18 protein-coding genes are annotated in these 22,238 nt (G+C 69.2%); 8 read left to right on the forward strand and 10 right to left on the reverse strand.

Going from position 1 to position 22,238, the window contains the following annotated elements; all coding sequences use genetic code 11:
• Positions 1-57 precede the first annotated feature (57 nt).
• The gene (gene yihA, locus J2W68_RS02770; RefSeq protein WP_310232602.1) at positions 58-690 is read right to left on the reverse strand and encodes a ribosome biogenesis GTP-binding protein YihA/YsxC; all 633 of its coding nucleotides are present in this window, start codon (positions 688-690) and stop codon (positions 58-60) included.
• Positions 691-819: 129 nt separating this feature from the next.
• Between yihA and J2W68_RS02775 the strand changes: the two genes are divergently transcribed.
• The 4 genes from J2W68_RS02775 to J2W68_RS02790 all read left to right on the forward strand — a co-directional run bounded on the left by J2W68_RS02775 (position 820) and on the right by J2W68_RS02790 (position 4,183).
• Positions 820-1,752: a c-type cytochrome gene (locus J2W68_RS02775; RefSeq protein WP_310232604.1), complete on the forward strand. Its 933-nt coding sequence runs from the start codon at positions 820-822 to the stop codon at positions 1,750-1,752.
• Positions 1,753-1,895: 143 nt separating this feature from the next.
• Positions 1,896-2,549 carry a thiol:disulfide interchange protein DsbA/DsbL gene (locus J2W68_RS02780; RefSeq protein WP_310232605.1) on the forward strand — a complete coding sequence of 218 codons (654 nt, stop codon included), beginning with the start codon at positions 1,896-1,898 and terminating at the stop codon, positions 2,547-2,549.
• A 41-nt stretch (positions 2,550-2,590) separates the two neighbouring features.
• Positions 2,591-3,385, forward strand: a complete 795-nt coding sequence (locus J2W68_RS02785) for a thiol:disulfide interchange protein DsbA/DsbL (RefSeq protein WP_310232607.1) — start codon at positions 2,591-2,593, stop codon at positions 3,383-3,385.
• 12 nt (positions 3,386-3,397) lie between these two features.
• Positions 3,398-4,183 carry an endonuclease/exonuclease/phosphatase family protein gene (locus tag J2W68_RS02790; protein ID WP_310232609.1) on the forward strand — a complete coding sequence of 262 codons (786 nt, stop codon included), beginning with the start codon at positions 3,398-3,400 and terminating at the stop codon, positions 4,181-4,183.
• 293 nt (positions 4,184-4,476) lie between these two features.
• Here the strand turns inward: J2W68_RS02790 and J2W68_RS02795 are convergent, their stop codons facing one another.
• The 5 genes from J2W68_RS02795 to purT all read right to left on the reverse strand — a co-directional run bounded on the left by J2W68_RS02795 (position 4,477) and on the right by purT (position 12,276).
• Entirely contained in the window at positions 4,477-7,353 is a 2,877-nt protein-coding gene (locus J2W68_RS02795; protein ID WP_310232611.1) for a TonB-dependent receptor plug domain-containing protein, read from the reverse strand.
• A gap of 116 nt (positions 7,354-7,469) precedes the next feature.
• Positions 7,470-8,585 carry a PLP-dependent cysteine synthase family protein gene (locus J2W68_RS02800; protein WP_310232613.1) on the reverse strand — a complete coding sequence of 372 codons (1,116 nt, stop codon included), beginning with the start codon at positions 8,583-8,585 and terminating at the stop codon, positions 7,470-7,472.
• Positions 8,586-8,745: 160 nt separating this feature from the next.
• Positions 8,746-9,924: an amidohydrolase gene (locus J2W68_RS02805; protein ID WP_310232616.1), complete on the reverse strand. Its 1,179-nt coding sequence runs from the start codon at positions 9,922-9,924 to the stop codon at positions 8,746-8,748.
• Between the two features lie 28 nt (positions 9,925-9,952).
• A complete protein-coding gene (locus J2W68_RS02810) occupies positions 9,953-10,750 on the reverse strand; it encodes a sulfite exporter TauE/SafE family protein (RefSeq protein ID WP_310232617.1) in 798 nt (265 codons plus the stop codon).
• A gap of 332 nt (positions 10,751-11,082) precedes the next feature.
• Complete coding sequence (gene purT, locus J2W68_RS02815) at positions 11,083-12,276, reverse strand: formate-dependent phosphoribosylglycinamide formyltransferase (protein ID WP_310232619.1); 1,194 nt, start codon at positions 12,274-12,276, stop codon at positions 11,083-11,085.
• Positions 12,277-12,498: 222 nt separating this feature from the next.
• Here purT and J2W68_RS02820 point away from each other — a divergent pair, with 222 nt between their 5' ends.
• Together J2W68_RS02820 and J2W68_RS02825 are read left to right on the forward strand one after the other, a co-directional pair.
• Complete coding sequence (locus tag J2W68_RS02820) at positions 12,499-14,430, forward strand: lytic transglycosylase domain-containing protein (RefSeq protein ID WP_310232989.1); 1,932 nt, start codon at positions 12,499-12,501, stop codon at positions 14,428-14,430.
• A gap of 80 nt (positions 14,431-14,510) precedes the next feature.
• Positions 14,511-16,097 carry a hypothetical protein gene (locus J2W68_RS02825; RefSeq protein ID WP_310232620.1) on the forward strand — a complete coding sequence of 529 codons (1,587 nt, stop codon included), beginning with the start codon at positions 14,511-14,513 and terminating at the stop codon, positions 16,095-16,097.
• Between the two features lie 21 nt (positions 16,098-16,118).
• Here J2W68_RS02825 and J2W68_RS02830 read toward each other — a convergent pair whose 3' ends face one another.
• On the reverse strand, positions 16,119-17,309 hold the full coding sequence (locus J2W68_RS02830; RefSeq protein ID WP_310232621.1) for a hemolysin family protein: 1,191 nt from the start codon (positions 17,307-17,309) through the stop codon (positions 16,119-16,121).
• 215 nt (positions 17,310-17,524) lie between these two features.
• Here J2W68_RS02830 and J2W68_RS02835 point away from each other — a divergent pair, with 215 nt between their 5' ends.
• On the forward strand, positions 17,525-19,222 hold the full coding sequence (locus J2W68_RS02835; protein ID WP_310232624.1) for a hypothetical protein: 1,698 nt from the start codon (positions 17,525-17,527) through the stop codon (positions 19,220-19,222).
• Between the two features lie 48 nt (positions 19,223-19,270).
• Complete coding sequence (locus J2W68_RS02840; RefSeq protein ID WP_310232991.1) at positions 19,271-20,488, forward strand: multifunctional CCA addition/repair protein; 1,218 nt, start codon at positions 19,271-19,273, stop codon at positions 20,486-20,488.
• A 39-nt stretch (positions 20,489-20,527) separates the two neighbouring features.
• Here the strand turns inward: J2W68_RS02840 and J2W68_RS02845 are convergent, their stop codons facing one another.
• From J2W68_RS02845 to J2W68_RS02855, 3 genes are all read right to left on the reverse strand, one after another.
• Positions 20,528-20,701, reverse strand: a complete 174-nt coding sequence (locus J2W68_RS02845) for a hypothetical protein (protein ID WP_310232625.1) — start codon at positions 20,699-20,701, stop codon at positions 20,528-20,530.
• The gene (locus J2W68_RS02850) at positions 20,701-21,285 is read right to left on the reverse strand and encodes a peroxiredoxin family protein (RefSeq protein WP_310232627.1); all 585 of its coding nucleotides are present in this window, start codon (positions 21,283-21,285) and stop codon (positions 20,701-20,703) included. The genes J2W68_RS02845 and J2W68_RS02850 overlap by 1 nt, the downstream gene beginning before the upstream one ends.
• A gap of 77 nt (positions 21,286-21,362) precedes the next feature.
• Positions 21,363-22,211, reverse strand: coding sequence for a DUF72 domain-containing protein (locus J2W68_RS02855; RefSeq protein ID WP_310232629.1), 849 nt, complete (start codon positions 22,209-22,211; stop codon positions 21,363-21,365).
• Positions 22,212-22,238: the final 27 nt, after the last annotated feature.

Raw genomic sequence — 22,238 nt, forward strand, 5'->3', positions numbered from 1 at the left:
GCGCCAGCGGCGGCGTTGTGGCAATGCGTCGCCAGTGTTCCAGCGACGATGCGCGCGTCAGGACGCGGGCTTGGGTGCCGGACGCCCGATCTCCAGCCAGCGCGCGATGACCCCACGCGCCTCGTCGATGCCGATGTTGGTCTCGCCGGAGAACGTCTGCACGCTGACCTTGTCGCCATGCAGGGCCAGCAGTTCCTTGCGCACCGCCTGCAGGGTGTTGCCGGCTGCGCCGCGGCCCAGCTTGTCGGCCTTGGTCAACAGCACGTGCGCCGGCATGCCGTGTTCGACCGCGAAGGCGATCATCTGGCGGTCGTATTCCTTCAGCGGATGGCGGATGTCCATCACCACCACCAGCCCCTTGAGCGCCTCGCGTTCGCGGAAGTACTGCGCCAGGAACGCCTGCCAGTGGGCCTTGAGGTCGCGCGGCACCTTGGCGTAGCCGTAGCCGGGCAGATCGACCAGGAAGCGGTTGTCGTGCGGCGGGAAGTCGAAGAACACCAGCTGCTGGGTGCGGCCCGGGGTCTTGGACACGCGCGCGAGCGCGTTCTGCTGGCACAGCGCATTGAGCGCGCTGGACTTGCCGGCGTTGGAGCGACCCGCGAATGCAACCTCGAATCCGCCATCGGGCGGAAGCTGCTGCGGGGTGTGGGCGGCCAACAGGTATTTGGCGCGTGCGAAGGGATTGGACATCGCAATAGCTTGGCACGACCCGCGCCGGCTTGCCCGCGCGGTTTGACCCGCCCGGTGCGGGCCAACATAATCCGTAGACTCGCGGTCGGCACCTGTCGGACCGGCGTTGAAAGATCTCGGAGCCCAGCAATGCGCCACGCTCGCGTCATTGGTATCGCCGGTCTTGTTGTCATTGCCGTGGGCGCAGTCGCGTTCGCGCAGTCCACCGTGCAGCCGTTGCCGGACGCGCCGGCAGTGGAAACGCGGGATCTGGACGACAACGCCGTCGCCGAGCTCGCCAAGACGACGCACGGGGATCCGCAAAAGGGCGCCCAGCTCGCCGGCGCCTGCGCCGCGTGCCACGGCCTCGACGGCAATGCCGACGCCGATCCCAGCCTGTATCCGCGCATCGCCGGCCAGAGCGAGCGCTACATGGCCCGCCAGCTCGCGCTGTTCAAGAGCGGCGAGCGCGTCAACGCGATCATGCAGCCCTTCGCGATGCCGCTCAGTGCGCAGGACATGCGCGACCTCGGCGCGCACTACGCGCAGCAGACCAGCGGCGCCGGTATCGCCGACGACGCAGTGGTCGAGGCCGGCCCCTACGAGGGCATGAAGTTCTTCGAGGTGGGCCAGAAGCTGTTCCGCAGCGGCGACACCGACCGCGGCATCCCGGCCTGCATGGCCTGCCACGGCCCGGCGGGCAGCGGCAATCCGGGGCCGGCCTATCCGCATGTCGGCGGCCAGCAGGCCTGGTACAGCTCCGGCCGGCTCTACGCCTACCGCGAAGGCCAGACCAGCGAGGACGACAAGCACCTGTTCAACGTCATGGCCGCAGTCGCCAAGTCGCTGACCGACGAAGAGATCGAAGCGGTGTCGAGCTACATGCAGGGCCTGCATGCGCGCCCCGACCCGACGATGCTGGCCGCGATCGAGGCTCAGGCCGCATCGATGCCGGCGCCGGCGGTGCCGGCAGAAGCACAGGCCGTGCCGGCGACCGATGCGACCGCCGACGAGGCGCTCGACGCCGCAGAGCCCGCGCCTGCTGCGGAATCCGCGCCCGCCCCGGCGCCCGAAACGCCGTGACCCGCTCCACGGTGCCGGCGTCCGGCACCCTGTCGACTTGAATCTGTACATCCATGTTCTTCGCCGTGCCGATGGCGGCCCTCGCGCGTCCGCGCGCAGTGGCCGACGCGTGCGCGGCGTCCGCATTCCGGAGTGACCTGACAATGCCCCCACATCCCCGCGCCTGGCGCCGCCTGCTCGCAATCGTCGCGCTCGCTGCTTCCGCCTGGCTGCCCGCTGCCGCCCAGACGGCCGCGCCGGTCGAGGGTGTCGACTACGCGGTGATCGCCGACGGCCAGCCGTGGCGGCCGCTCGACGGCAAGATCGAGGTCGTCGAAGTCTTCTCCTACGGCTGCGTGCACTGCTTCCACTTCCAGAAGCTGATCGACACCTGGCGCGCGAAAGCGCCACGCGATGTGCGCTTCACCTATCTGCCAGCGGCGTTCTCGGCCGGCGACAACTTCGCCCGCGGCTTCTTCGTCGCCCAGGACCAGCGGATCGACGCACGCAGCCATCACGCGGTGTTCTCGGCCGTTCACGAAACATCCGTGCTGCCGCGCAGCGGAGCGAGCATCGACGCGATCGCGGCGTTCTACGCCACCCAGGGCGCGCGTTCGCAGGCGCGGTTCGCCAAGGCGATGGCGAGTCCGGCAACCGACGAAAAGCTGAACGCCGCGCGGGCGTTCGCGGTGCGCAGTGGCGTGGAAGGCACGCCCACGCTCATCATCAACGGCCGTTACCGGGTGATGGGCCGGCGGCTGGAGGACCTCCTCGTGGTGGCCGACCAGCTGATCGCACGCGAACGCGCCGAGCGTTGAGGCGCGCCGCCCGTCGAACGATTTCCTTCGAGAGAGTGAACATGAAGATCCGCCACACCCTGCTCCTGATGCTTGCGCCCGTCCTGCTCATGGCCTGCAGCCAGCAGCCCGATCCTGCGGCTGCGCCCGACGCCGCCGCGTCCGCGACGCCGGCGCAGACCGCGCCTGCAGCGCCTGCCGATGCCGCGCCGGTTGGCGACGCTGCCGCGCCGACCGACCCACAAGCCGAATCGCCCGCCGCCAACAGCAATCCTGTCGTCGCCCCGCAGGGACCGGCCCCGGTCGCCGGCACCGACTACGTCGAGATCCAGGGCGGCCAGCCGTTCGCCAACGCATCGGGGCAGATCGAAGTCGCCGAGGTGTTCGCCTACTGGTGCGGCCACTGCGCCTCGTTCGAGCCGCTGATCAATGCATGGAAGGCGCGCCTGCCCGGTGACGTGAACTTCGTCGCCCTGCCGGCCGTGTTCGACGAGCGGGACAACTTCCCGCGCGCTTTCTTCGCGTCCGAGACGATGGGCACGCTGGCCCGGACCCACGACGCCACGTTCAACGCCATCCACATCGAGAAGAAGCTGCGGCCGAACGCCGATGCCGCCGCGATCGCCGCCTTCTACGGCACGCTGGGCATCGACCAGCAGCGCTTCACCAGCACGATGCAGAGCTTCGCGGTCAACGCCAACCTGGGCCGCGCCCGCCAGTTCGCGACGCGCAGCGGCGTCGACGCCACACCGACGATCATCGTCAACGGCAAGTACCGCGTGGTCAGTGGCCGGTCGCTCGAGGACATCCTGCGCGTCACCGATCACCTGGTTGCGATGGAGCGCGCGGCGCAGTAAGCGCCCGACGTTGTGAAACATTCCGATCCGCAGGCCGCCCAGGCGTCGCGCACGCTCAAGCTGCTGAGCGCGAACATCCAGGCCGGCTCCAGCACGCGTCGCTACAGCGACTACGCGACGCGCAGCTGGTCCCACGTGCTGCCGGCTGGCAAGCGCACGGCGCTCGACGCCATCGCCATGCTCGCCGGCACGCACGACATCGTGGGGCTGCAGGAAGCCGACCCGGGCAGTTGGCGCTCCGGCTTCACCAACCAGACGCACTACCTCGCCGAACGCGGTGGCTTCGAGTACTGGACCCACCAGCCAAACCGGCGCGTGGGCGCGGTCGCCTCCAGCGCCAACGGCCTGCTGAGCAGACTGGAGCCGATCGAAGTCGTCAACCACGCCCTGCCCGGCCGTATTTCCGGGCGCGGCGTGCTGCTGAGCCGTTTCGGCGAGGGCGACGAGGGGCTGGTGGTCGCGGTGGCGCATCTGTCCCTGGGCGCGCAGTCGCGGCTGTCGCAACTGTCGTTCATCGCCGAGGTACTGGCCGATCACCCGCACGCGGTGCTGATGGGCGACTTCAACTGCACCTCGGACCGGCCGGAGATGTCGGTGCTCTACCGCCAGACCGGCCTGCAGCCCCCAGCCTGCGCGGTGCACACCTTCCCCAGCTGGCGCCCGCAGCGCGCGATCGACCACATCCTGGTCACCGGCAATCTCAAATGCGCCGACATGAAGGCGCTGCCGGCCGCGTTCTCAGACCATCTGGCGCTGTCGACGGAGCTGCAGGTGCCCGGAGCTGCGCTGCGGCGATAGGCAGATACTTTTTAGATGCCGCCCGAAACGGGAATGCGCAAGACGGATCGTACGCCCCCACCCAACCCTCCCCCGCACGCGGGGAAGGGCTTGAATCCGCGCTTGCCAACGAACGGTGCTGCGGCCTTTCCATACTTCCATCGGAACGCCGCTCAGCGCGGCCCCGCGCGGTGAGACCACGCAGGGCTTGATCGGAGGAGGCCCTCCCCCGCCTGCGGGGGAGGGTTGGGTGGGGGCGAACCGGCAGATTGCATCGCGCTTCAATCGCCGGCTTCAGTGATGCCTGACCCCGATCAGAAATCGATGCCCAGCCGCGCGTAGATGAAGCGGCCCGGCAGGTCGTAGGTCGAGGCGTCGTAGCCGTTGAGGCTGCAGCTCAGGCACACCGGCGGTTCCTTGCCGGTGACGTTGTTGACGCCGAGCGCCAGACGCGTGCCCTTGAGCCAGGCGGTGTTGCGCCAGGACAGCTGCAGGTCGTGGTAGGTCGTCGAACCCAGGCCGTTGAGATCGTTGTCGCTGTCGTCGCAGATCGGGAAGCCGTTGGCGCCGCCGCAGGATTCGACGAGGCTGTCGATGTAGCGCACCGTCCACGCCAGCGACCACGGACCGCGGGTCCAGTCGGTGACCAGGGTGCCGCTCCACTCGGGAATCGCGCTGTTGTTGACCTCGATGCCCGGGCGACGCGGCTCGAGTTCGCCGGTCTCGTTCGCCAGTTCGTAGCGCGTGACCCACGTGGTCTTGGCGTCGAAGCGCAGGCGGCCCCAGTCGCGCTCGGGCAGGGTCCAGGCGGCGGTGAAATCCCAGCCGTCGGTCTTGATCGTGCCGAGGTTGGCGAGGATGTCGTCGAAGCGGATGATCTGGCCGCGGTCGCTGCGGTCGTAGGAATCGCAGGAGAACGGATCGCGCGTGGCGATGCAGCGCTCGAGAATCGCCTGCGCATCGGGCGCCTGGATCGCGTCGTCGATGTGGTGGCGGTAGAAGGTCACGCCGAGATCGACGCGGTCCGACCACCACACTTCATCGGCGAACGACGGGCTCCACACCGAGCCGATCATCAGGCTGCGGCTGCGCTCGGGTTCGAGCTCGGCGTTGCCCGAGGTCACCACCGAGATCTGCGAATTGGTCTGTGTGTAGCCGGCCGGCACGCCGTCCGCGGCGCAGGCAGGCGACGGCACCGCGGCGCCCGAGCACGGATCGACCAGGGTCGCGTCGAAGCGGCTCAGCGTGCCGTAGAGCTCGCCGATCGACGGCGCACGGAAACCCTCCGCGTAGCTCATGCGCAGCAGCAGTTCATCGACCGGCTGCCAGCGCAGGCCGACCTTGCCGGTGGTCTCGCCACCGAAGGTCGAATAGTCGGAATACCGACCGGCGATGCTGAGGTCGAGCGTCTCGCCGAACACGGTGTCGCGCATCAACGGCACGCTAAACTCCGCGTAGGCCTCGTTGACGTCGTAGTCGCCGCGGGTGATGCCCGAGGGCACGCCGTTGTATTCGCCGGCGACGGTGATCGGATCCGGCGTGTAGCTGCCTTCGTACTTGCGGTACTCGACGCCGGCCGCGAAGGCCAGCGGGCCGGCCCACATCTCGAACAGATCGCCGGTGACGTTGGCCGAGGCCAGGGTCAGCGTGTTGCTGCTCTCGTCGCGGACGACCGGCTGGATGAAGGCGAGCATCTGCGGCGTGATCGTGCCCGGGCCACCGAACAGATCGAGCGGCGTGCAGCCGGCGATCGCCGCGCACGCGGCCGGATCGCCCAGCGCTTCGTTGATGCGGCGGATGTTGTAGCTGCCCGTGTTGGTCTGCTCGGCGCGGCTCTGGCTGCGCACCAGATTCACGTCCCAGTTCCAGGTGCGCACGCCGACGCCGAAGGTGCCTTCGAGGCCACCGGCTGCGTACCAGGTCTCGACGTCCTGCTGGTAGCGACGCGGGCCGCCTTCGACCGGACGGCGCGCGAGCAGGAACAGGTTCGGATTGTCGCCCTCGGTGGTGAGGTCGAAGCCGAACGGATTGAACGGGTTGAGCGCGGAGATCGTGAGCGTGCTTTCGGCGTAGGGGTTGTACACGCCGGCATCGGTGCCGAGGAAGATCGGCTCGGGCGCGGCCTGGTTGGCCGACGTGCGCTCGTTGTAGAGCACGCGCGCATAGGCCGAGACCTGCGGCGTGAACTCGAACCGCACCTGGCCGAACACCGACTTGCGCTCCGACGGCGTCAGCAGCAGGTTGTTCGGCGCGAAGTTGTAGCGGTCCGCGGTGCCGAAACAATGGAAGTCGTCGCTGCGCGCGCAGTCGATCTGGGTCGGGTCGTAGACCGGCGACGTGGCGCCGTCGTTGGGCGTCAGGTCGAAGGTCTCGCCGGTGTTCGGATCCTGGAAGATGAAGCGGCCCTCGGGCGTCGCCGAGCTACCGTTCGCGAGCCCGGTACCAGGCACCGGCACGCTGGCATTGGCGAACTTCGTCGAGGCGATCTCGCGCTGCTTGTAATACGACGCGCCGAAGAACCACTGCGCGCGTTCGCTACTGCCGCCCCAGCCCAGGTCCGCGCCCCAGGTCGCGCCGCCGAGATCGTCGTACTCGCCGTAGTGCAGGTCGAGCGTGCCGCCCTCCGCATCACGCTTGGTGATGATGTTGACCACGCCGGCGATCGCGTCGGAGCCGTAGATCGACGAGGCGCCATCTTCCAGCACTTCAATGCGGTCGATCAGCGCGAGCGGGATCGTATTGAGATCGACCGCCGAGCCGACGCCCGATCCCGAGGATTCGTTGACCCAGCGGATGCCGTCGACCAGCACCAGCACACGCTTGGCGCCCAGATGCCGCAGGTCGACCGTCGCCGCCCCCGCGCCCACGCCGCCGCCATCGGGCGGGAAACCGAAGTTGCCGCTGGAATTGAACTTGGTGTTGAGCGCCGCGCCGCTGGCGGTGAGGTTCTGCACGATGTCGGCGACCGAGGTGAAACCGCTGCGGTCGATGTCCTCGCGCGTGAGCACCTGCACCGGCACCGCGGTTTCCAGTTCCGCCTTGCGGATGCGCGAGCCGGTGACCTGGACCGTATCGAGCGTGCGCGCTTCGGGCTGCGGGCCCGGCGTCTGGGCGCTGGCGGCAGCGGGCAGGACCAAGAGCAGAGACAGCTGGACCGCGGCGGCCAGCCGGTGGCGGGGGATCGACGTCATGTATGAGCTCCAGTGATGCGGATGGTCTGTCGGCGCCCCCGTGCCGCCGACGCTTCCTTGTAACGAATCGTTAACCTGACCGCACCTGGGGTCAACCCCAGCTTGACCGATACCTCTCAGCCTGTCGGGTCGCCGGCGATCTGCAGATCGGGCAACGGTGTGGCCTGCTCGGCGACGGCACGAACCAGCGTGTCCGCGGCATCCATGTCGAACCCTTGGGCCGCGTACCAGTCCGGGTTGTAGTAACTGTGCGCGTAGCGCTCGCCGCCATCGCACAGGATGCTGACGATCGAACCGCTGCGCCCCGCAGCGCGCATCGCGTGGGCGACATGCAGCACGCCGATGACATTGGTCCCGGTGGACCCGCCGACGCGCCGGCCCAGGCGCGTATTGGTCCAGCGCATCGCCGCGAGGCTCAAGGCGTCGGGGACTTTGAGCATCGCGTCGACGCAGCCGGGAATGAAGCTCGCTTCCGCGCGCGGTCGACCGATGCCCTCGATGCGCGACGAGGGCGCGACGGCGTCGGCATCGCCGGAGGTGTCGCCATCGATGCAGCGCGTGTAATGGGCGAAGAACGCGGAATGCTCAGGATCGGCGCACAGCACACGCGTGTCATAGCCGCGATAGCTCGCGTAACGGCCGATCGTCGCGCTGGTGCCGCCGGTGCCGGCGCTGCAGACGATCCAGCGGGGCACCGGATGCGCTTCCTGCGCCATCTGTTTGAAGATCGACTCGGCGATGTTGTTGTTCGCGCGCCAGTCGGTCGCGCGCTCGGCGTAGGTGAACTGGTCCATAAAGTGGCCGCCGGTCTCGCGCGCCAGCTGCACCGAGGCCTCGCCGATGCCGCAGGCGCTCGGCACCAGATGGCAGCGGCCACCGTGGAACTCGATCGCTGCGATCTTCTCCGGTGAGGTCGAGGCCGGCATCACCGCGACGAAGGGCAGGCCCAGCAGACGCGCGAAGTACGCTTCCGACACCGCGGTCGAACCGCTCGACGCCTCGACCACCGTGCTGCCTGCATGCAGCCAGCCATTGGCCAGCGCATAGAGAAACAGCGAGCGCGCGAGCCGGTGCTTGAGGCTGCCGGTCGGATGACTGGATTCGTCCTTGAGATAGACGTCGATGCCGGGAAAGCCCGGCAGCGCCAGCGGAATCAGATGGGTGTCGGCCGAGCGGTTGAAATCGGCTTCGATCTTGCGGATGGCCTGGGCCACCCAGTCGCGCTGGGACATGGGGCACTCGCGGAAGACGTCGACGCGCCGTGGTGGGCGGCGCACAGCTTACGACGCCCTGCGCCCTGTAGGAGCGCGCTTGCGCGCGATGGGGCCGGGCCGGGCCGGGACAGCGCCATCGCGCGCAAGCGCGCTCCTACAAAATGCGAAAGATCGCCCGTCAACCCAGGCGACGCCGCACGATGCGGTCGAACACGGCGGCCGCGACCGGCAGCAGGCCGTCGTCGAAGCGGAACGTCGGGTGGTGGCACATCGCGCTGTCCATGCCGAGGAACAGGTAGGCGCCGGGCCACTGTTCGAGCATGTAGGAGAAATCGTCGGAGAACGGGTACGCGCGCAGGTCGGTCTTCACGTGCTCGGCGCCGAGCACGTCGGCGATCGCGTCCGCGGCCAGCGCCGCTTGCTCGGGCGCATTGACGCAGGGCGGGCACGAATGCGGAATCTCGAGCGCGATGCTGCAGCCGGAGATCTGCGCATGCCCCTCGCACAGCGCGCGCAGGCGCTTGAGCAGTTCGTCGTGCACGTCTTTCGACAGCGACCGGATCGTGCCGCTGAGCGTGGCGGTCGAGGGAATGATGTTGTGCGTGGTGCCGGCCTGCAGTGAGCCGACGTTGATCAGTGCCGCTTCCATCGGATCGATGTGGCGGCCGACGATCGCGCCGATATCCACGGCCAAGCGGGCCGCGACCTGCAGCGGATCGTTCGCGCGATGCGGCGCGGCGGCGTGACCGCCGACGCCCTCGATCGCGATCTCGAACACCGCCAGCGACTGCAATGTGGCGCCGCTGCGCACGCTGGCCTCGCCGGTCGGCAGCGCCGGCATGTTGTGGAAGGCGTAGACCTCGTCGCAGGGCCAGCGCGCGAACAGGCCGTCCTCGATCATGCGGATCGCGCCGCGTCCGCCCTCTTCGGCCGGCTGGAAGATCAGCACCACGCGGCCGCTGGTCGGCGGATGCGCGACCAAGTGCCGCGCGGTGCCGAGCAGTGCGGACGTGTGGCCGTCATGCCCGCAGGTATGCGCCACACCCGGCCGCTGCGAGCGATACGGCAGTTCGCCCCGCTCGTCGGCGACCTCGTCCATCGGCAGCGCGTCCATGTCGGCGCGCAGGCCGATCGACAGGCCCGGTTTGCCGCTGTCGATCACCGCGACCACGCCCGTGCCGCCGAGGCCCGTGTGCACGTCGAGACCGAGCGCGCGCAGCTCGCGGATGACCAGTGCCGAGGTCCTTTCTTCCTCGAAGCCGAGTTCGGGCCACGCATGGATCTCGTGGCGCCACGCGGTCATGTGCGGCGCCAGTGCGGCGATGGAATCGGGAATGGCGGGGGCGGCAGTGGTCATGGAGGGTCCAACGAAAAAAGGGAAAGAATCACAGCAACAACAGGCTCGCACCGACGCAGTAGAGGAACACCGCGAACACGCGCTTGAGCGCGGCGCCGCTGATCGCATGCGCCAGCCGCGTGCCATACGGCGCGGCGATCACCGAGGCGAGTGCGATGCCGATCGCGCCCGGTAGATACACATACCCCCAGGACACGCCCGGAAGCACATCCGCCGGCGCCTGCAGCGCGTAACCCGCAGCAGCGGCGAAGGCGATGAAGACGCCGCAGGCCGACGAGGTGCCGACCGCGCGCACCGGCGACACGCCCCGCCACACCAGCAGCGGCACGGTCATGCTGCCACCTCCGATGCCGACGATCGAAGACAGCACGCCGATGCCGACACCTGCGCCCGACAGCCCGAGGCCGGCCGGCGCCACCGCATCGCCACCGGCCGGCGGCGTGCGCGACAGCAGCAACTGGGTGCCGACGACGGCGCAATACGCCACCACGCAGTAGCGCAGCACGTCGCCGTCGAGCCGCACGGCGAGCCAGCTGCCGATCCAACCACCGAGCAATACGCCCGGCACCATCCACGCGACCGTGGGCCACAACACGCTGCGCCGCAGGTGATGCGCACGCGCCGACGACAGCCCGGTCAGGATGATGCTCGCCAGCGCCGTCGCGAGCGCGGTGTGCATCGCCCCGTCCTGCGGCACGCCGTAGAGCGGCAGCAACCAGACCAGCGCCGTCACCAGCACCAGCCCACCGCCGATGCCGAGCAGACCGGCGAGCACGCCGGCGACCGCACCGAGCAGCGGGAAACAGAGCATCGACCAGGTCAGCATGTTTCGAAGACGCGTTGTGCAGCGGAACGCGGTGTGCGACGCACGCAGCGAACTGAATCCCTCCCCCGCGCGCGGAGGGTGAGCGCGATCCGCTTGCGCGGCACTGCCGCGCGGATCGAGCGAGCGACCGGCGCGCTGCGCCGGGCCGGACGGGTCGGGTGGGGGCAAACCGTCAGGTCGAATGGAACGTTCGACTTGAGCGGAATGACGCTCCGGGAATCACGCATCTCTGCACACAGACCGTTCGCCCCCATCCCAACCTTCCCCCGTATACGGGGGAAGGCGCTGAGCTTCGCTCGGTCGTAGTGGTGAATAAAACGCCACGAATCCGATCAAGTCCACTCGATCGCAATCGCAGCCGCCGCCTCACGCGCCGTCGCCCGCGCCGACGCCACATCGGCGCCACGCGCCAGCGTCACGCCAACGCGGCGCTGGCCTTCGACGCTCGGCTTGCCGAACAGGCGCAGCGCGCTGTCGGGCGACTGCAACGCGCCATCAATGTTCGAGAACACCGGCACGCCCGTGCCCTGCGCCAGCAGCGCGCAGGATGCGGCAACACCGTGCTGCACGACATCGTCCGCGTCGACCGGAATCGGCAGGCCGAGAATCGCGCGCGCATGCAGCGCGAACTCGCTCAGATCCTGCGAGGCCAGTGTCACCAGACCGGTGTCGTGCGGACGCGGCGAGACTTCGCTGAACCAGACGTCGTCGCCCTTGACGAACAGTTCGACGCCGAACACGCCGCGGCCGCCGAGATCGTCGGTCACCGCACGCGCCACGTCGCGCGCACGCTGCAGCGCGGCCGGCGACATCGGCTGCGGCTGCCAGCTTTCGCGGTAGTCGCCGGCGATCTGCACATGGCCGATCGGCGCGCAGAACGCGGTGCCGCCGGCGTGGCGCACGGTCAGCAGGGTGATCTCGTAATCGAAGTCGATGAAGCCTTCCACGATGCAGCGGCCCGCACCGGCGCGGCCGCCGGTCTGCGCGTAATCCCACGCGGCGTCGATGTCGGCATCGGAGCGCACCGTGCTCTGGCCCTTGCCCGACGACGACATCACCGGCTTGACCACGCACGGCAGGCCGACGGCAGTGATCGCTTCGCGGTACGCCTCGCGCGTATCGACGAAGCGGTACGGCGAGGTCGGCAGGCCCAGCGTCTCGGCGGCGAGGCGGCGGATGCCTTCGCGGTCCATCGTCAGGCGCGTCGCGCGCGCGGTCGGCACGACCTTGAGGCCTTCCTGTTCGAGCGCGACCAGGGTGTCGGTGTGGATCGCCTCGATCTCGGGCACGACCAGATGCGGCTGCTCCTGCGCGATCAGCGCGCGCAGCGCGGCCGGGTCGAGCATGTCGAGCACGTGGCTGCGATGCGCGACCTGCATCGCCGGCGCATCGGCGTAACGGTCGGCGGCGATCACCTCGACGCCGAAGCGCTGCAACTCGATCGCCACTTCCTTGCCCAGTTCGCCCGAGCCGAGCAGCAGCACGCGGGTGGCGGAGGGAGACAGCGGCGTGCCGAGAGTGATCATGTGCGCGGACCGTGAGCGATGGGGACGCCAATTCTAAAGCGTCGGCGCCGACGCCTCCGGCGCGCCATGCCGGCGCAGGCCGGGATGACGGCGGTCAGTGGCCCCGCGCAGCACGCCTGCGAGGGGCGCTTCAGCCCGCCTCCGCTATAGTCGACCGCCGCTCTCGACATGCCCATGCCGATGCCGCAGACCTGCCGCGACACCCCGCCCGCCCGCCGTCCGATGCGCGCCCGCGCACTGCGCGTCCTGCTGCCCGCGCTCGCTTTGGCACTGCCCGGCGCGGCCCTTGCGCAGGCCCTCGACGATTCGGCATTCCGCGTTGCGATGCAGGCTGCCGAACGCGGCCAGCCGGTTGCACCGGCGATGCAGTCGCATCCCGCGAGCGCGTGGCTGGAACTGGCCGCGCTGCGCCGCAATCTGGACACGTTGCCGGTGACGCAGGGTCGCGACTTCATCACCCGTCACCAGGGCCAGCCGGTCGCCGAGGTGTTCCGCGAAGGCTGGCTGCGCGCACTGGCCAAACGCCAGGAGTGGGCGGCGGTGCGCGAGGCCTGGGCGCCGGGCATCACCAACGCCACGCTGCGCTGCATCGAACTCGACGCCCGTGCCCGCACCGGCGCCACCGATGCGCAGTGGACCCGCGACGCGCAGGCATTGTGGCGCAGCAGCGGCAGCTCGTTGCCGAACGAATGCGATGCGCCGTTCGCCACACTGGCCGCGCGCGGCAGCCTCGGCGACGACCTGCGCTGGGAACGTTTCGATCTCGCGGTCGCCGAGCAGGACGTCGGCGTGATGCGCACCATCGCGCGCGGTCTGTCGGCCGGCCAGCAAGCGCTCGCCGAAGACTACGCCGCCTACATGACCGCGCCGCATGCGCGCGCGCTGCAATGGCCGAAGACCGCGCGCAGCCGCCTCGTCGCTTCGCATGGCCTGGCGAAGTTCGCCAAGGCCGATCCGCTGGCTGCCGAGCGCCAGTTGCCGGCGCTGGCCGATGCGCTCGGCTTCGGCGAGACCGAAAACGGCCGCGTGCTGTACCAGGCCGCGCTGTGGACGGTGGCGTCCTACCTGCCCGATTCGGCGCGCCTGCTGGGCCGCGTGCCCGAGAGCGCCTACGACGAGCGTCTGCACGAATGGCGTGTGCGCGAAGCACTCGCGCGCAAGGACTGGAGCGCCGCGCTGACCGCGATCCGCAAAATGGGCGACAGCCAGCGCAGCCAGTCACGCTGGACCTGGTTCCAGGCGCGCACGACCGAACTCGCCGGCGATCGCAACGCCGCGCAGCCGCTGTTCCGCGCAGCGGCGAAGAACCCCGATTTCCACGGCTTTCTCGCCGCCGACCGCGTCGACCAGCCCTACGCGCTATGCCCGCTCGATTTCTCGCCGTCGACCGATGCACGCGCAAAGGTCGCCGCCGATCCGGGTCTGACGCGCGCGCTGGCGCTGTACCGCATCGACCGTCCGGGCTGGGCCACGCGCGAATGGACCGCCGCGCTGCGCAACTTCGACGACACCCAGCGCCGCATCGCGGTGCAGGTCGCGCAGGAGAACGGCTGGTACGACCGCGGCGTGTTCGGCCTCGGCCGCCAGCCGGAAGAGACGCGGCTGTACACGCTGCGCTTCCCGCTGACCCAGCAGGCGCTGATCGAGCGCGAATCGCAGCGCCACGGCCTCGATCCGGCCTGGGTCGCGGCCGAGATCCGCGCCGAGAGCACGTTCAATCCGAATGCGCGTTCGCCGGCCGATGCGCGCGGCCTGATGCAGGTCATGCCGGCCACCGGCGCCGCCGTCGCGCGACGTCTGGGCCTGGGCTGGAGCGGCCCCGACAGCCTGTTCGATCCGGCGACCAACGTCGCCATCGGCACCGCGTACCTGCGCGAGAAGAAGGACATGTACACGCTGCCCTATGTGGCGATCGCGGCGTACAACGCCGGCCCGACGCCGACCGGTCGCTGGCTGGCGCAGCGCCCGGACCTGGATCCCGACATCTGGATCGAGACGATCAGCTATCGCGAGACGCGCGAGTACGTCGCGCGCGTGCTGGCCTTCAGCGTGCTCTACGACTGGCGCATGTACGGTCAGGCCGCGCCGCTGGAACCCCGGATGCGCGGCGCGCCCGCCCAGCGCAACAAACGCTTCGCCTGCCCGACCGGCTGAGCCCGGTCCCTCGCCCTGTAGCCGCGCCGCGCCGACAGCGGGCGTCGTGCACTCGCGTCCCAACTGCCATGGAGGCTGCCATGCGCGCACTGCGCACCTTGATGCTCGCTCTGGGCCTGTCGCTCTGTACGGGCGTACAGGCCGAACCGGCCGTGTACTTCGTCGACCACACGATCCGCGCCCCCGGCCATGCCGGCACGATGCGCACCCTGGGCTTCAACCGGCTCGCGCTCGAGGCCGGTTCGGCCGGCGAGCAACGGCTGCACACGCAGCCCCTGTGGTCGCAACTGCGCGGCGGCGGGCAGTGGCGGTCCACCGACGATCTCGATCCCGACGACGCCATCGACGCGGCGCTGATCCAGCTGCTCGATGCCGGGTTCGAGGTGCGGATTTCGGCCGATGGCAAGCCCGGTCCGATGCGCGCCGTCGACGAGATCGCTTGGGCCCGGGTGTTGAAGCAACGCCCGCGCGCGGCCCAGGCGCTGGTGGATGCACCGCAGACGCTCGGCCTGCAGGTCCGCGCGCTGCCCGACGGGCTGAAGGCGGGCCAGATCATCCGCCAGCACGCCCGCTCGCCGGCGATCGGCCGGATCGACACGCGCCTCGAGGTCGTCGCGGTCGACGACGCGGTCGCGGTGCTGGCGATGCACATCGAGGGCGACACGCTGACCGGCAGCGGCCGGCAGGCGGTGCGCCTGGCCGACGGCATGCCGCTCGATGTGTCCCTGCGTCTGGACATGGACGCCGCCGACGGGCTACCGGTCACCGAGCAACGCCTGCGCATGGTCGCGCTCGACACGATTCCCACGCTCGACCTGTCCGATTCGAACACCGCAATGGCCGGTTACGAAGCCGAACGGCTGGCGGCGCCGCCGTTCTCCGGGCCATCGGACGACCCGACGCTGTATCGCAACGATCCGCCGCCACGCGGCGTGCTGCTGCAGGACATGCTCGCTCCGGAGCGCCTGGAGACGATCGCAGCGCAGCTGGCGTTCGGCGTCGAACCGCGCAGGATGGGACGTGCGCGCCTGGTGATGGGCGCCGAGATCAAGTCCGACGCCAGCGGCACAGACGACGGCCCGCCGCCGCTGTTCGGGCGTCTGCGCTCGGTCACGCTGCGCGATGCCGCCGACCGGCCGCTGTCCGGCCTGGAGGCGGTGCCGGTGCGGCCGATGCTCGCGCTGGTGGGTCAGTGGCACAGTGACGAGGGCGAGGCCGACTTCCCGTTCCGTCTGCCGCCGGGCGTGCGCGACGAGGCGCTCGCCGCGCTGGCGACGATCGACCTCGAGATGGAGGTCGAAACCTACGCCTGGGACGGCGTGGAAACCGTTGCCTATGGCGAACAGCCGCAATCGCAGCCCGGTGCGCGCTTCGACTGGCGCTCACCGCGTCACATCGGCTTCGAGCAGGCACGCGCCCGCCCCGACGAAACGGACGCGCTGTGGAGCATCGCGGTGCCGCTGGACGCCGACGGCCGTCCGCTGCCGCAGGCCTCGCTGATGCGCCGTGGGCGTAACGCAGAGGCACTCGATTGGGAATGGCGGCACACGCCGCAGCGCACCGAGATCGCCACGTCGGCGCCGATCGCGGCCGTGGAGCTGCGACGCTACCGCTGGCGCATGCTGCCGCACGTCCTGTCGTTCAAACGGATCGAATCCATCGAGTGACCGCTCACGCCGGCGCGCGATTCAGCGGGCGGCTGGCCCGCCGCGCTCGTCGCGCGCATCGACAGGCAGACCGTGCGCCGCTGCGCGTTCTTTCCAGCGCCGGCGCGCCAGCCGCTGCATGTCGGAAACGCGATCGCTCTCGTCGATGATCTCCTGGCCCAGCAGCGTCTCGACAACGTCCTCCATCGTCACCACGCCACTGGTCGAGCCGTACTCGTCGACGACCAGGGCGATCTGCTGGCGGCGGTTGAGCAGGAACTCCAGCAGGCCGGTCAGCGGCATGCTTTCGGGCACGCTGCGCATCGGGCGGGCCAGCGTGCGCAGCGCCACGTCACCCTGGCCGCGGGCTTCGGCCTGCAGCATTTCCGAGCGCAGTACGAATGTCGTCGCATCGTCGATGTCGTCGGTATAGATCGGCACCCGCGAGAACGGAGCCGTGCGCGCGTCCTGCAGTGCCTGGGACACCGGCGTGGTGTCGCGCAGCGCGGCGACCACGGTGCGCGGCGTCATCACGTCGTGCGCGCGCAATTCCGACATGCGGAACAGGTTGCGCAGGATGTGCGACTCGCGCGGCAGGATGCCGCCACTTTCCTCGCCGACGCTGGCCATTGCGATGAATTCCTCGCGGTTGAACACATGCGCCTGTTTGCCGCCCGAGATCAGCCTGGTCAGCATTTCGGACACGCGGATCAGCGGATAGAGCACGACGATCAGCATGCGCACGAAGACCGCGGTCGGCGCGGCCAGCTGGCGCCAGTACTGCGCGCCCAGCGTCTTGGGCACGATCTCCGACAGAAACAGGATCAGCAGCGTCGCCACTGCCGAGAACACCCCCACCCATGCGCTGCCGAACGCATCGGAGGCCTTCGCGCCTGCGCCGACTGCACCGGCGGTATGGGCGATCGTATTGAGCGTGAGGATACCGGCGAGCGACTGGTCGATGCTGTCGTGGCGGAGCCGCTGCAGCCGCGCGGCGAGCCCGGGACGCTCAGCCTTCAGGCCGGCGATGAACGAGGGCGTGATGCTCAGCAGCACCGACTCGGCGACCGAGCACAGGAACGACAGCACGATCGCCAGCCCGAGGTAGACCAGCATCAGCGTGATGTCGCCGGCATCCCCGCTGCCTGGAACCGACACCGGCGCGGCGAATGCGATGACGGGCAGACTTGTCAGCAACGCAAGACCGATGCGCGGGATCGTAAGACGTGGCACAGCAGCGCTCCGAGGGCGGGCCAGTCTAATGCGCGCGCCGTACAGACCGTGCGCAACCGGGTTCGCTGCGATCTCCCGACGCGTGACGCGCGCACGTAGGCGACAGACGGCGCGCGCTGTTCGGCAATGGACATGTCTGGAACAATGTGCAGCTGCCCGTGACGAACCGCGCACCCCGCGCCGGTCGACGTCGCCTACAGGAAGGGAATCGATCGATGATGTGGTGGCGTGGTGTGATGACAGGCGCATGCCTGTGGATGTTGGCCGGCCTGGCGCAGGCAGCGGGTGACGCCGGCGCCCGGGTGGTCTTCATCGCCCATGCGGTCACCCGCGACGTATCGACCGCACTGCCCCTGCGGCAGTGGACCTATGCCACCGTCTCATCCTCCGCGGACACCGGAGACGGCCTGCAGCTGCGTCTGCGCCCGGTGTGGGCGCGCGCGCCCGACATGCCCGGTATCGACTCGCTCTCGCTCGACGATCGGCACGCCGAGGACCGGGCCATGCGGGCAGTGCTCGCCAGCGGCTTCGATGTGCAGGCGCGGCCCGATGGCGCTGTGGTGCGACCGGTCGACGCCAAGGCCTGGCAAACGCTGGCCGCGTCGCAACCGGACGAGCGCCTGCTGGTCTCCACCCGCCTTGCGGCGCTCGCACTGCGCCCGGTCATGCTGCCGACCGCGCCGCAGGCGGGGCACGCCATCGTCCGCCATGACCGCACCGGCGACTTCGCCGCCCTCGAGACCCGCATGCAGGTGCGCACGATCGACCACGCGATCGCGGTGCTGGATCTCGAGTTCAGCGGCGCCGGCCTGCGGGGCCACGGCCGGCAGGCGGTCCGCCTCCACGACGGTCAGCCGCTCGAGGCGCGCCTCTATCTCGAGCGCACCCCCGCGGGCGCCGATGCGCCACAAGTGCATCGGCTGCACGTGGTGGACATGGCGACCGAGCCCACGCTCGATCTCGAACTCGACCCAGGGCAGGCGCAGGCGTATGTCGAATCCGTCGAGGCAACGCTGGCTAATCCGCCGTTCTCTGCCAGAACCGACGATCCAGCACTTTTCAAACTGCACCCCACGCCCGAGGGTGCACTCGAACCCTGGATGCCGGCCGGGCAGGTGCCCGCAACCGACGCGATGCTGGTCTTCGGCCTCAAACGCCAGCCGCACAATCCCCGCCTCATCATCACGATCGGAGCCGATGGACGTGCGATCGGCAAGGCCGGCCCGGCGCTGTCCGAATTCTCCACCCTGCGCGTGCGCGACGTCGCGTTGCTCGACCACGCCGGGCGTCCGCTGACCGGCGCCGAGGCCACGCTGGTGCAGCCGACCGTGTCGATGCAGGACCGCCAGCGCGTCGACGAGACCCAACTGATGTTCCCGTTCCACCTGCCGCATGATGTGGCGGCAGAGACCCTCGTGGCGGCGCACACGATCCGGATGACGGGCGACGGGAACGTCTACCGCTGGGACCGCGCGGAAACCGTCGCCCGCACGGCGCAGACGATGCACGCAGGCGACACGCGGATCGAATGGACATCACCCCACCGGGCGGCGCTCATCCAGCCCTATTCGCAGCCGGCGGATCGACAGGGCCGCTGGACGACGGCGGTGCCGGTCGACGCGGCCGGCCGCGAGATCCCGTCCGCGCTGGTCATGGTCTGGCGTTCGCTCGACATCCCCGGCGACTGGCGCACGCCTGCTGCGATACCTGCGCTGGTCCTTGAAGCCGGCCGCGTGCCGCATCGGCTGGAGATCGCGACGGCCGAGCCGATTGCAGGGCTGCGCCTGCGCCATTACCGCTGGCACACCGAACCCCGGACCTGGACCTTCCACGACGTCCGCTCGCGAATGAACGATGCCGATCGCGCGACATACGAACGCGAGTTCGGCCCGTCCGGGGCCACAGCCCGTTAGGCTAGAGCGGCGTCGTTTCTCTCGTTATCAGGCCTCGGTCCCATGTCCATGCGCATCTATCTCGTCGGCGGCGCGGTCCGCGACCGGCTGCTGGGCCTGACACCCGGCGACCGCGATTACGTCGTTGTCGGTGAGACCCAGGCCTCGATGGAAGCGGTCGGTTTCCGTGCGATCGGCCTGGATTTCCCGGTGTTCCTGCATCCCGAAACGCAGGACGAGCACGCGCTCGCGCGGACCGAGCGCAAATCCGGGCGCGGCTATCGTGGCTTCGTCGTCGACGCCGATCCGTCGGTGACGCTGGAGCAGGACCTCGGCCGTCGCGACTTCACCATCAACGCGATTGCCGAAGCGCCGGACGGCACCCTCATCGATCCCTACGGCGGCGTGCGCGACATCGAGGCGCGCGTGCTGCGTCATGTCGGTGACGCATTCTCCGAAGACCCGCTACGTGTGCTCCGGGCCGCGCGCTTCATGGCCCGCTTCGCCCCGTTCGGTTTCACCGTCGCCGACGAGACGATGGCGCTGATGCGCGGCATGGTCGCGGCCGGCGAACTCGAGGCGCTGACGCCCGAACGTGTGTGGCAGGAACTGTCGCGCGCGCTGGCATCGAAGCAGCCGTCGGCGTTCCTGCGCACGCTGCATGACTGCGGTGCGTTGGCGGTCGTGCTGCCCGAGGTCGACGCGCTCTACGGCGTGCCGCAGCGCGCCGAATACCATCCCGAGGTCGACACCGGCGTGCACCAGGAGCTGGTCAGCGACATGGCCGCGCGGCTTGCACCCGGCGATGCGCTGATCGGCTTCGCCGCATTGACCCACGACCTCGGCAAGGCACTGACGCCGAAAGACAAGCTGCCCCGCCACATCGGCCACGAGCATGCCGGCCTGAAACCACTGGAGGGGCTGTGCGCGCGGCTGAAGGTGCCGGCGGCGCATCGCGAACTCGCAGTCGTTGCCTGTCGCGAGCATCTCAACGTGCACCGGATCGCCGAGCTGCGCGACGAGACCCTGCACGACCTGATCGCGCGCTGCGACGGCTTCCGCAAGCCCGAACGCATCGCCCAGCTGGCGCTGGTGTGCGAGTGCGACAAGCGCGGCCGCCTGGGCAGCGCCGAGGACGCCTATCCGCAGGGCGACACCCTCCGCCGCACGCATGCCGCCGCGCTCGCGGTCAATGCACGCGACATCGCCGCCGAGGGGATCACCGGGCCGGCCGTCGGGGAGGCGCTGCGCAAGGCGCGGATCGCGGCGATTGCGCAGAGCAGATAACAGTAAGAGGTGCGCCGGAGTCGACGCACCCCTTTCCGGTCAAACCGGATTACAGCAGTAGTACTGGGTGCCGCCAAAATCACAGCCGGGATAGTCCGGACAGGCGACCCGCGATGGACTGTTGGAAGTCAGCGCCTGTGCTGCACCGGCTCCCATGATGGCGAGCGACAGAACCAGACAGACGCCGAGCCCCAGCTTCTTTGCAGTTTTCATCATAACCCCTCCTCTCTTGGCATCTCGACCGCCCCGCGCCGACGTTCGGAGCGAGTCTCGGTCAGGATTCGATTGACGGCATTGGTATCGAGTAGGCCAACGTGCGCCGCTAGAACGCGCCCATCGGAATCCGAAACCATCGTCGTGGGAACAACACGCACGCCCATCTGGCTATGCAGCTTGGAATCCGATTGGACAAACCGGACGCCGCCCAGTTCGTGATCATCGCGATATGTGCGTAAGGCCTCTTCAGGGCTTGCAGAGACTATGAGCAGCGCGCCTTGAGACTCTGCCTTCAGCTCATTCTGCAGCGACCTGACGCCCGGCAGCGAAGCCTCGCAGACCCCGCATGCGGGATCCATGACATGGATCACCCGATGTGCCCTGACATCCCCATGCAGGTCGATCGTCAAATCGTCAATGTCGCGCAATGTCGTATCGGGCAGCCAGCTGCCCAGAACCGGAGTGACGAGACGCTGATGCAGTTCAGCGTTCTCAGCCGACAACTCCCGATTCTTGAATGTAAGAAGCAGAGTCACGCCGCAGGCCGCAGCGAACAGGAAGCAGACAATTCTTGCGCCCATCCTTGGCACCCAACTTGCGCGAGTTGCAGCCGAGTCTGCGCCTCCTCATCCTGATCGTCCGTGATCCGCGTCGCAACCTAGCGGATAGCGTTCTGTGTGACCTCCAAGCGCTGCTGCAGCGCCATCGCCGCGGCCGGATTGCGGGCTTTCGCCGACGAGATGAAAAACACGAACGTGTCGCGCGGGGTGACCGCTGCGGCATCGCGGGCACCTGCATACGGCAGGTCGGTCGGCGCTTCGCCCGCTGCCCATTGCAGCGCGCGCTTGGCCCAGGCGTCGAGCTGCAGGCCGGGATAGCCGGTGGTACTGGTCTCACGACTGGCCATCAGCCTGGCGTAGACGAAACCGCCGGTGATGTCGGCAAAGGACGGGTAGTCGGTGGAATCGGTGAACACCGTCGCCACGCCGCGCGCACGCGCGAGGCGCAGCCAGGCCTCGCTCTGGAACGAGGGATGCCGCACTTCGATGGCGTGGCGCAACGGCAGGCCATCGACGGCATCGGGCAGCAGGTCGAGGAAGGCTTCGACATCCTCGGCATCGAAACGCCGCTGCGGCGCGAACTGCCACAGCAATGGGCCGAGATGGTCGCCGAGCTCGGCGATGCCGCCTTCTACGAAGCCCGCGATCTGCTTCGAGGTACCCGCCAGCGCGCGGGCGCCGACGATGTGACGCGGCGCTTTCAGGGAGAACACGAAGCCGTCCGGTGTCTCGCTGCCCCACTTCGCATAGGTCGCCGGCTTCTGCGCGCCGTAGAAGGTGCCGTTGATCTCGATCGCGGTCAGCCGGCGGCTGGCGTATTCGAGCTCGCGCTTCTGCACCAGGCCCTTGGGATAGAAGTTGTCGCGCCACTCCGGATACGTCCAGCCACCGATGCCGGTACGGATGCCGTGGACGGGCACGGGTGCGTCTGCGAACAGGTCGTCCATCGGAATCTCCTCGGGCCGTGCGGCGCG

It is taken from the genome of Luteimonas terrae (genome assembly GCF_031457535.1).
GTDB classification, from domain to species: Bacteria; Pseudomonadota; Gammaproteobacteria; order Xanthomonadales; family Xanthomonadaceae; genus Luteimonas; species Luteimonas terrae_A.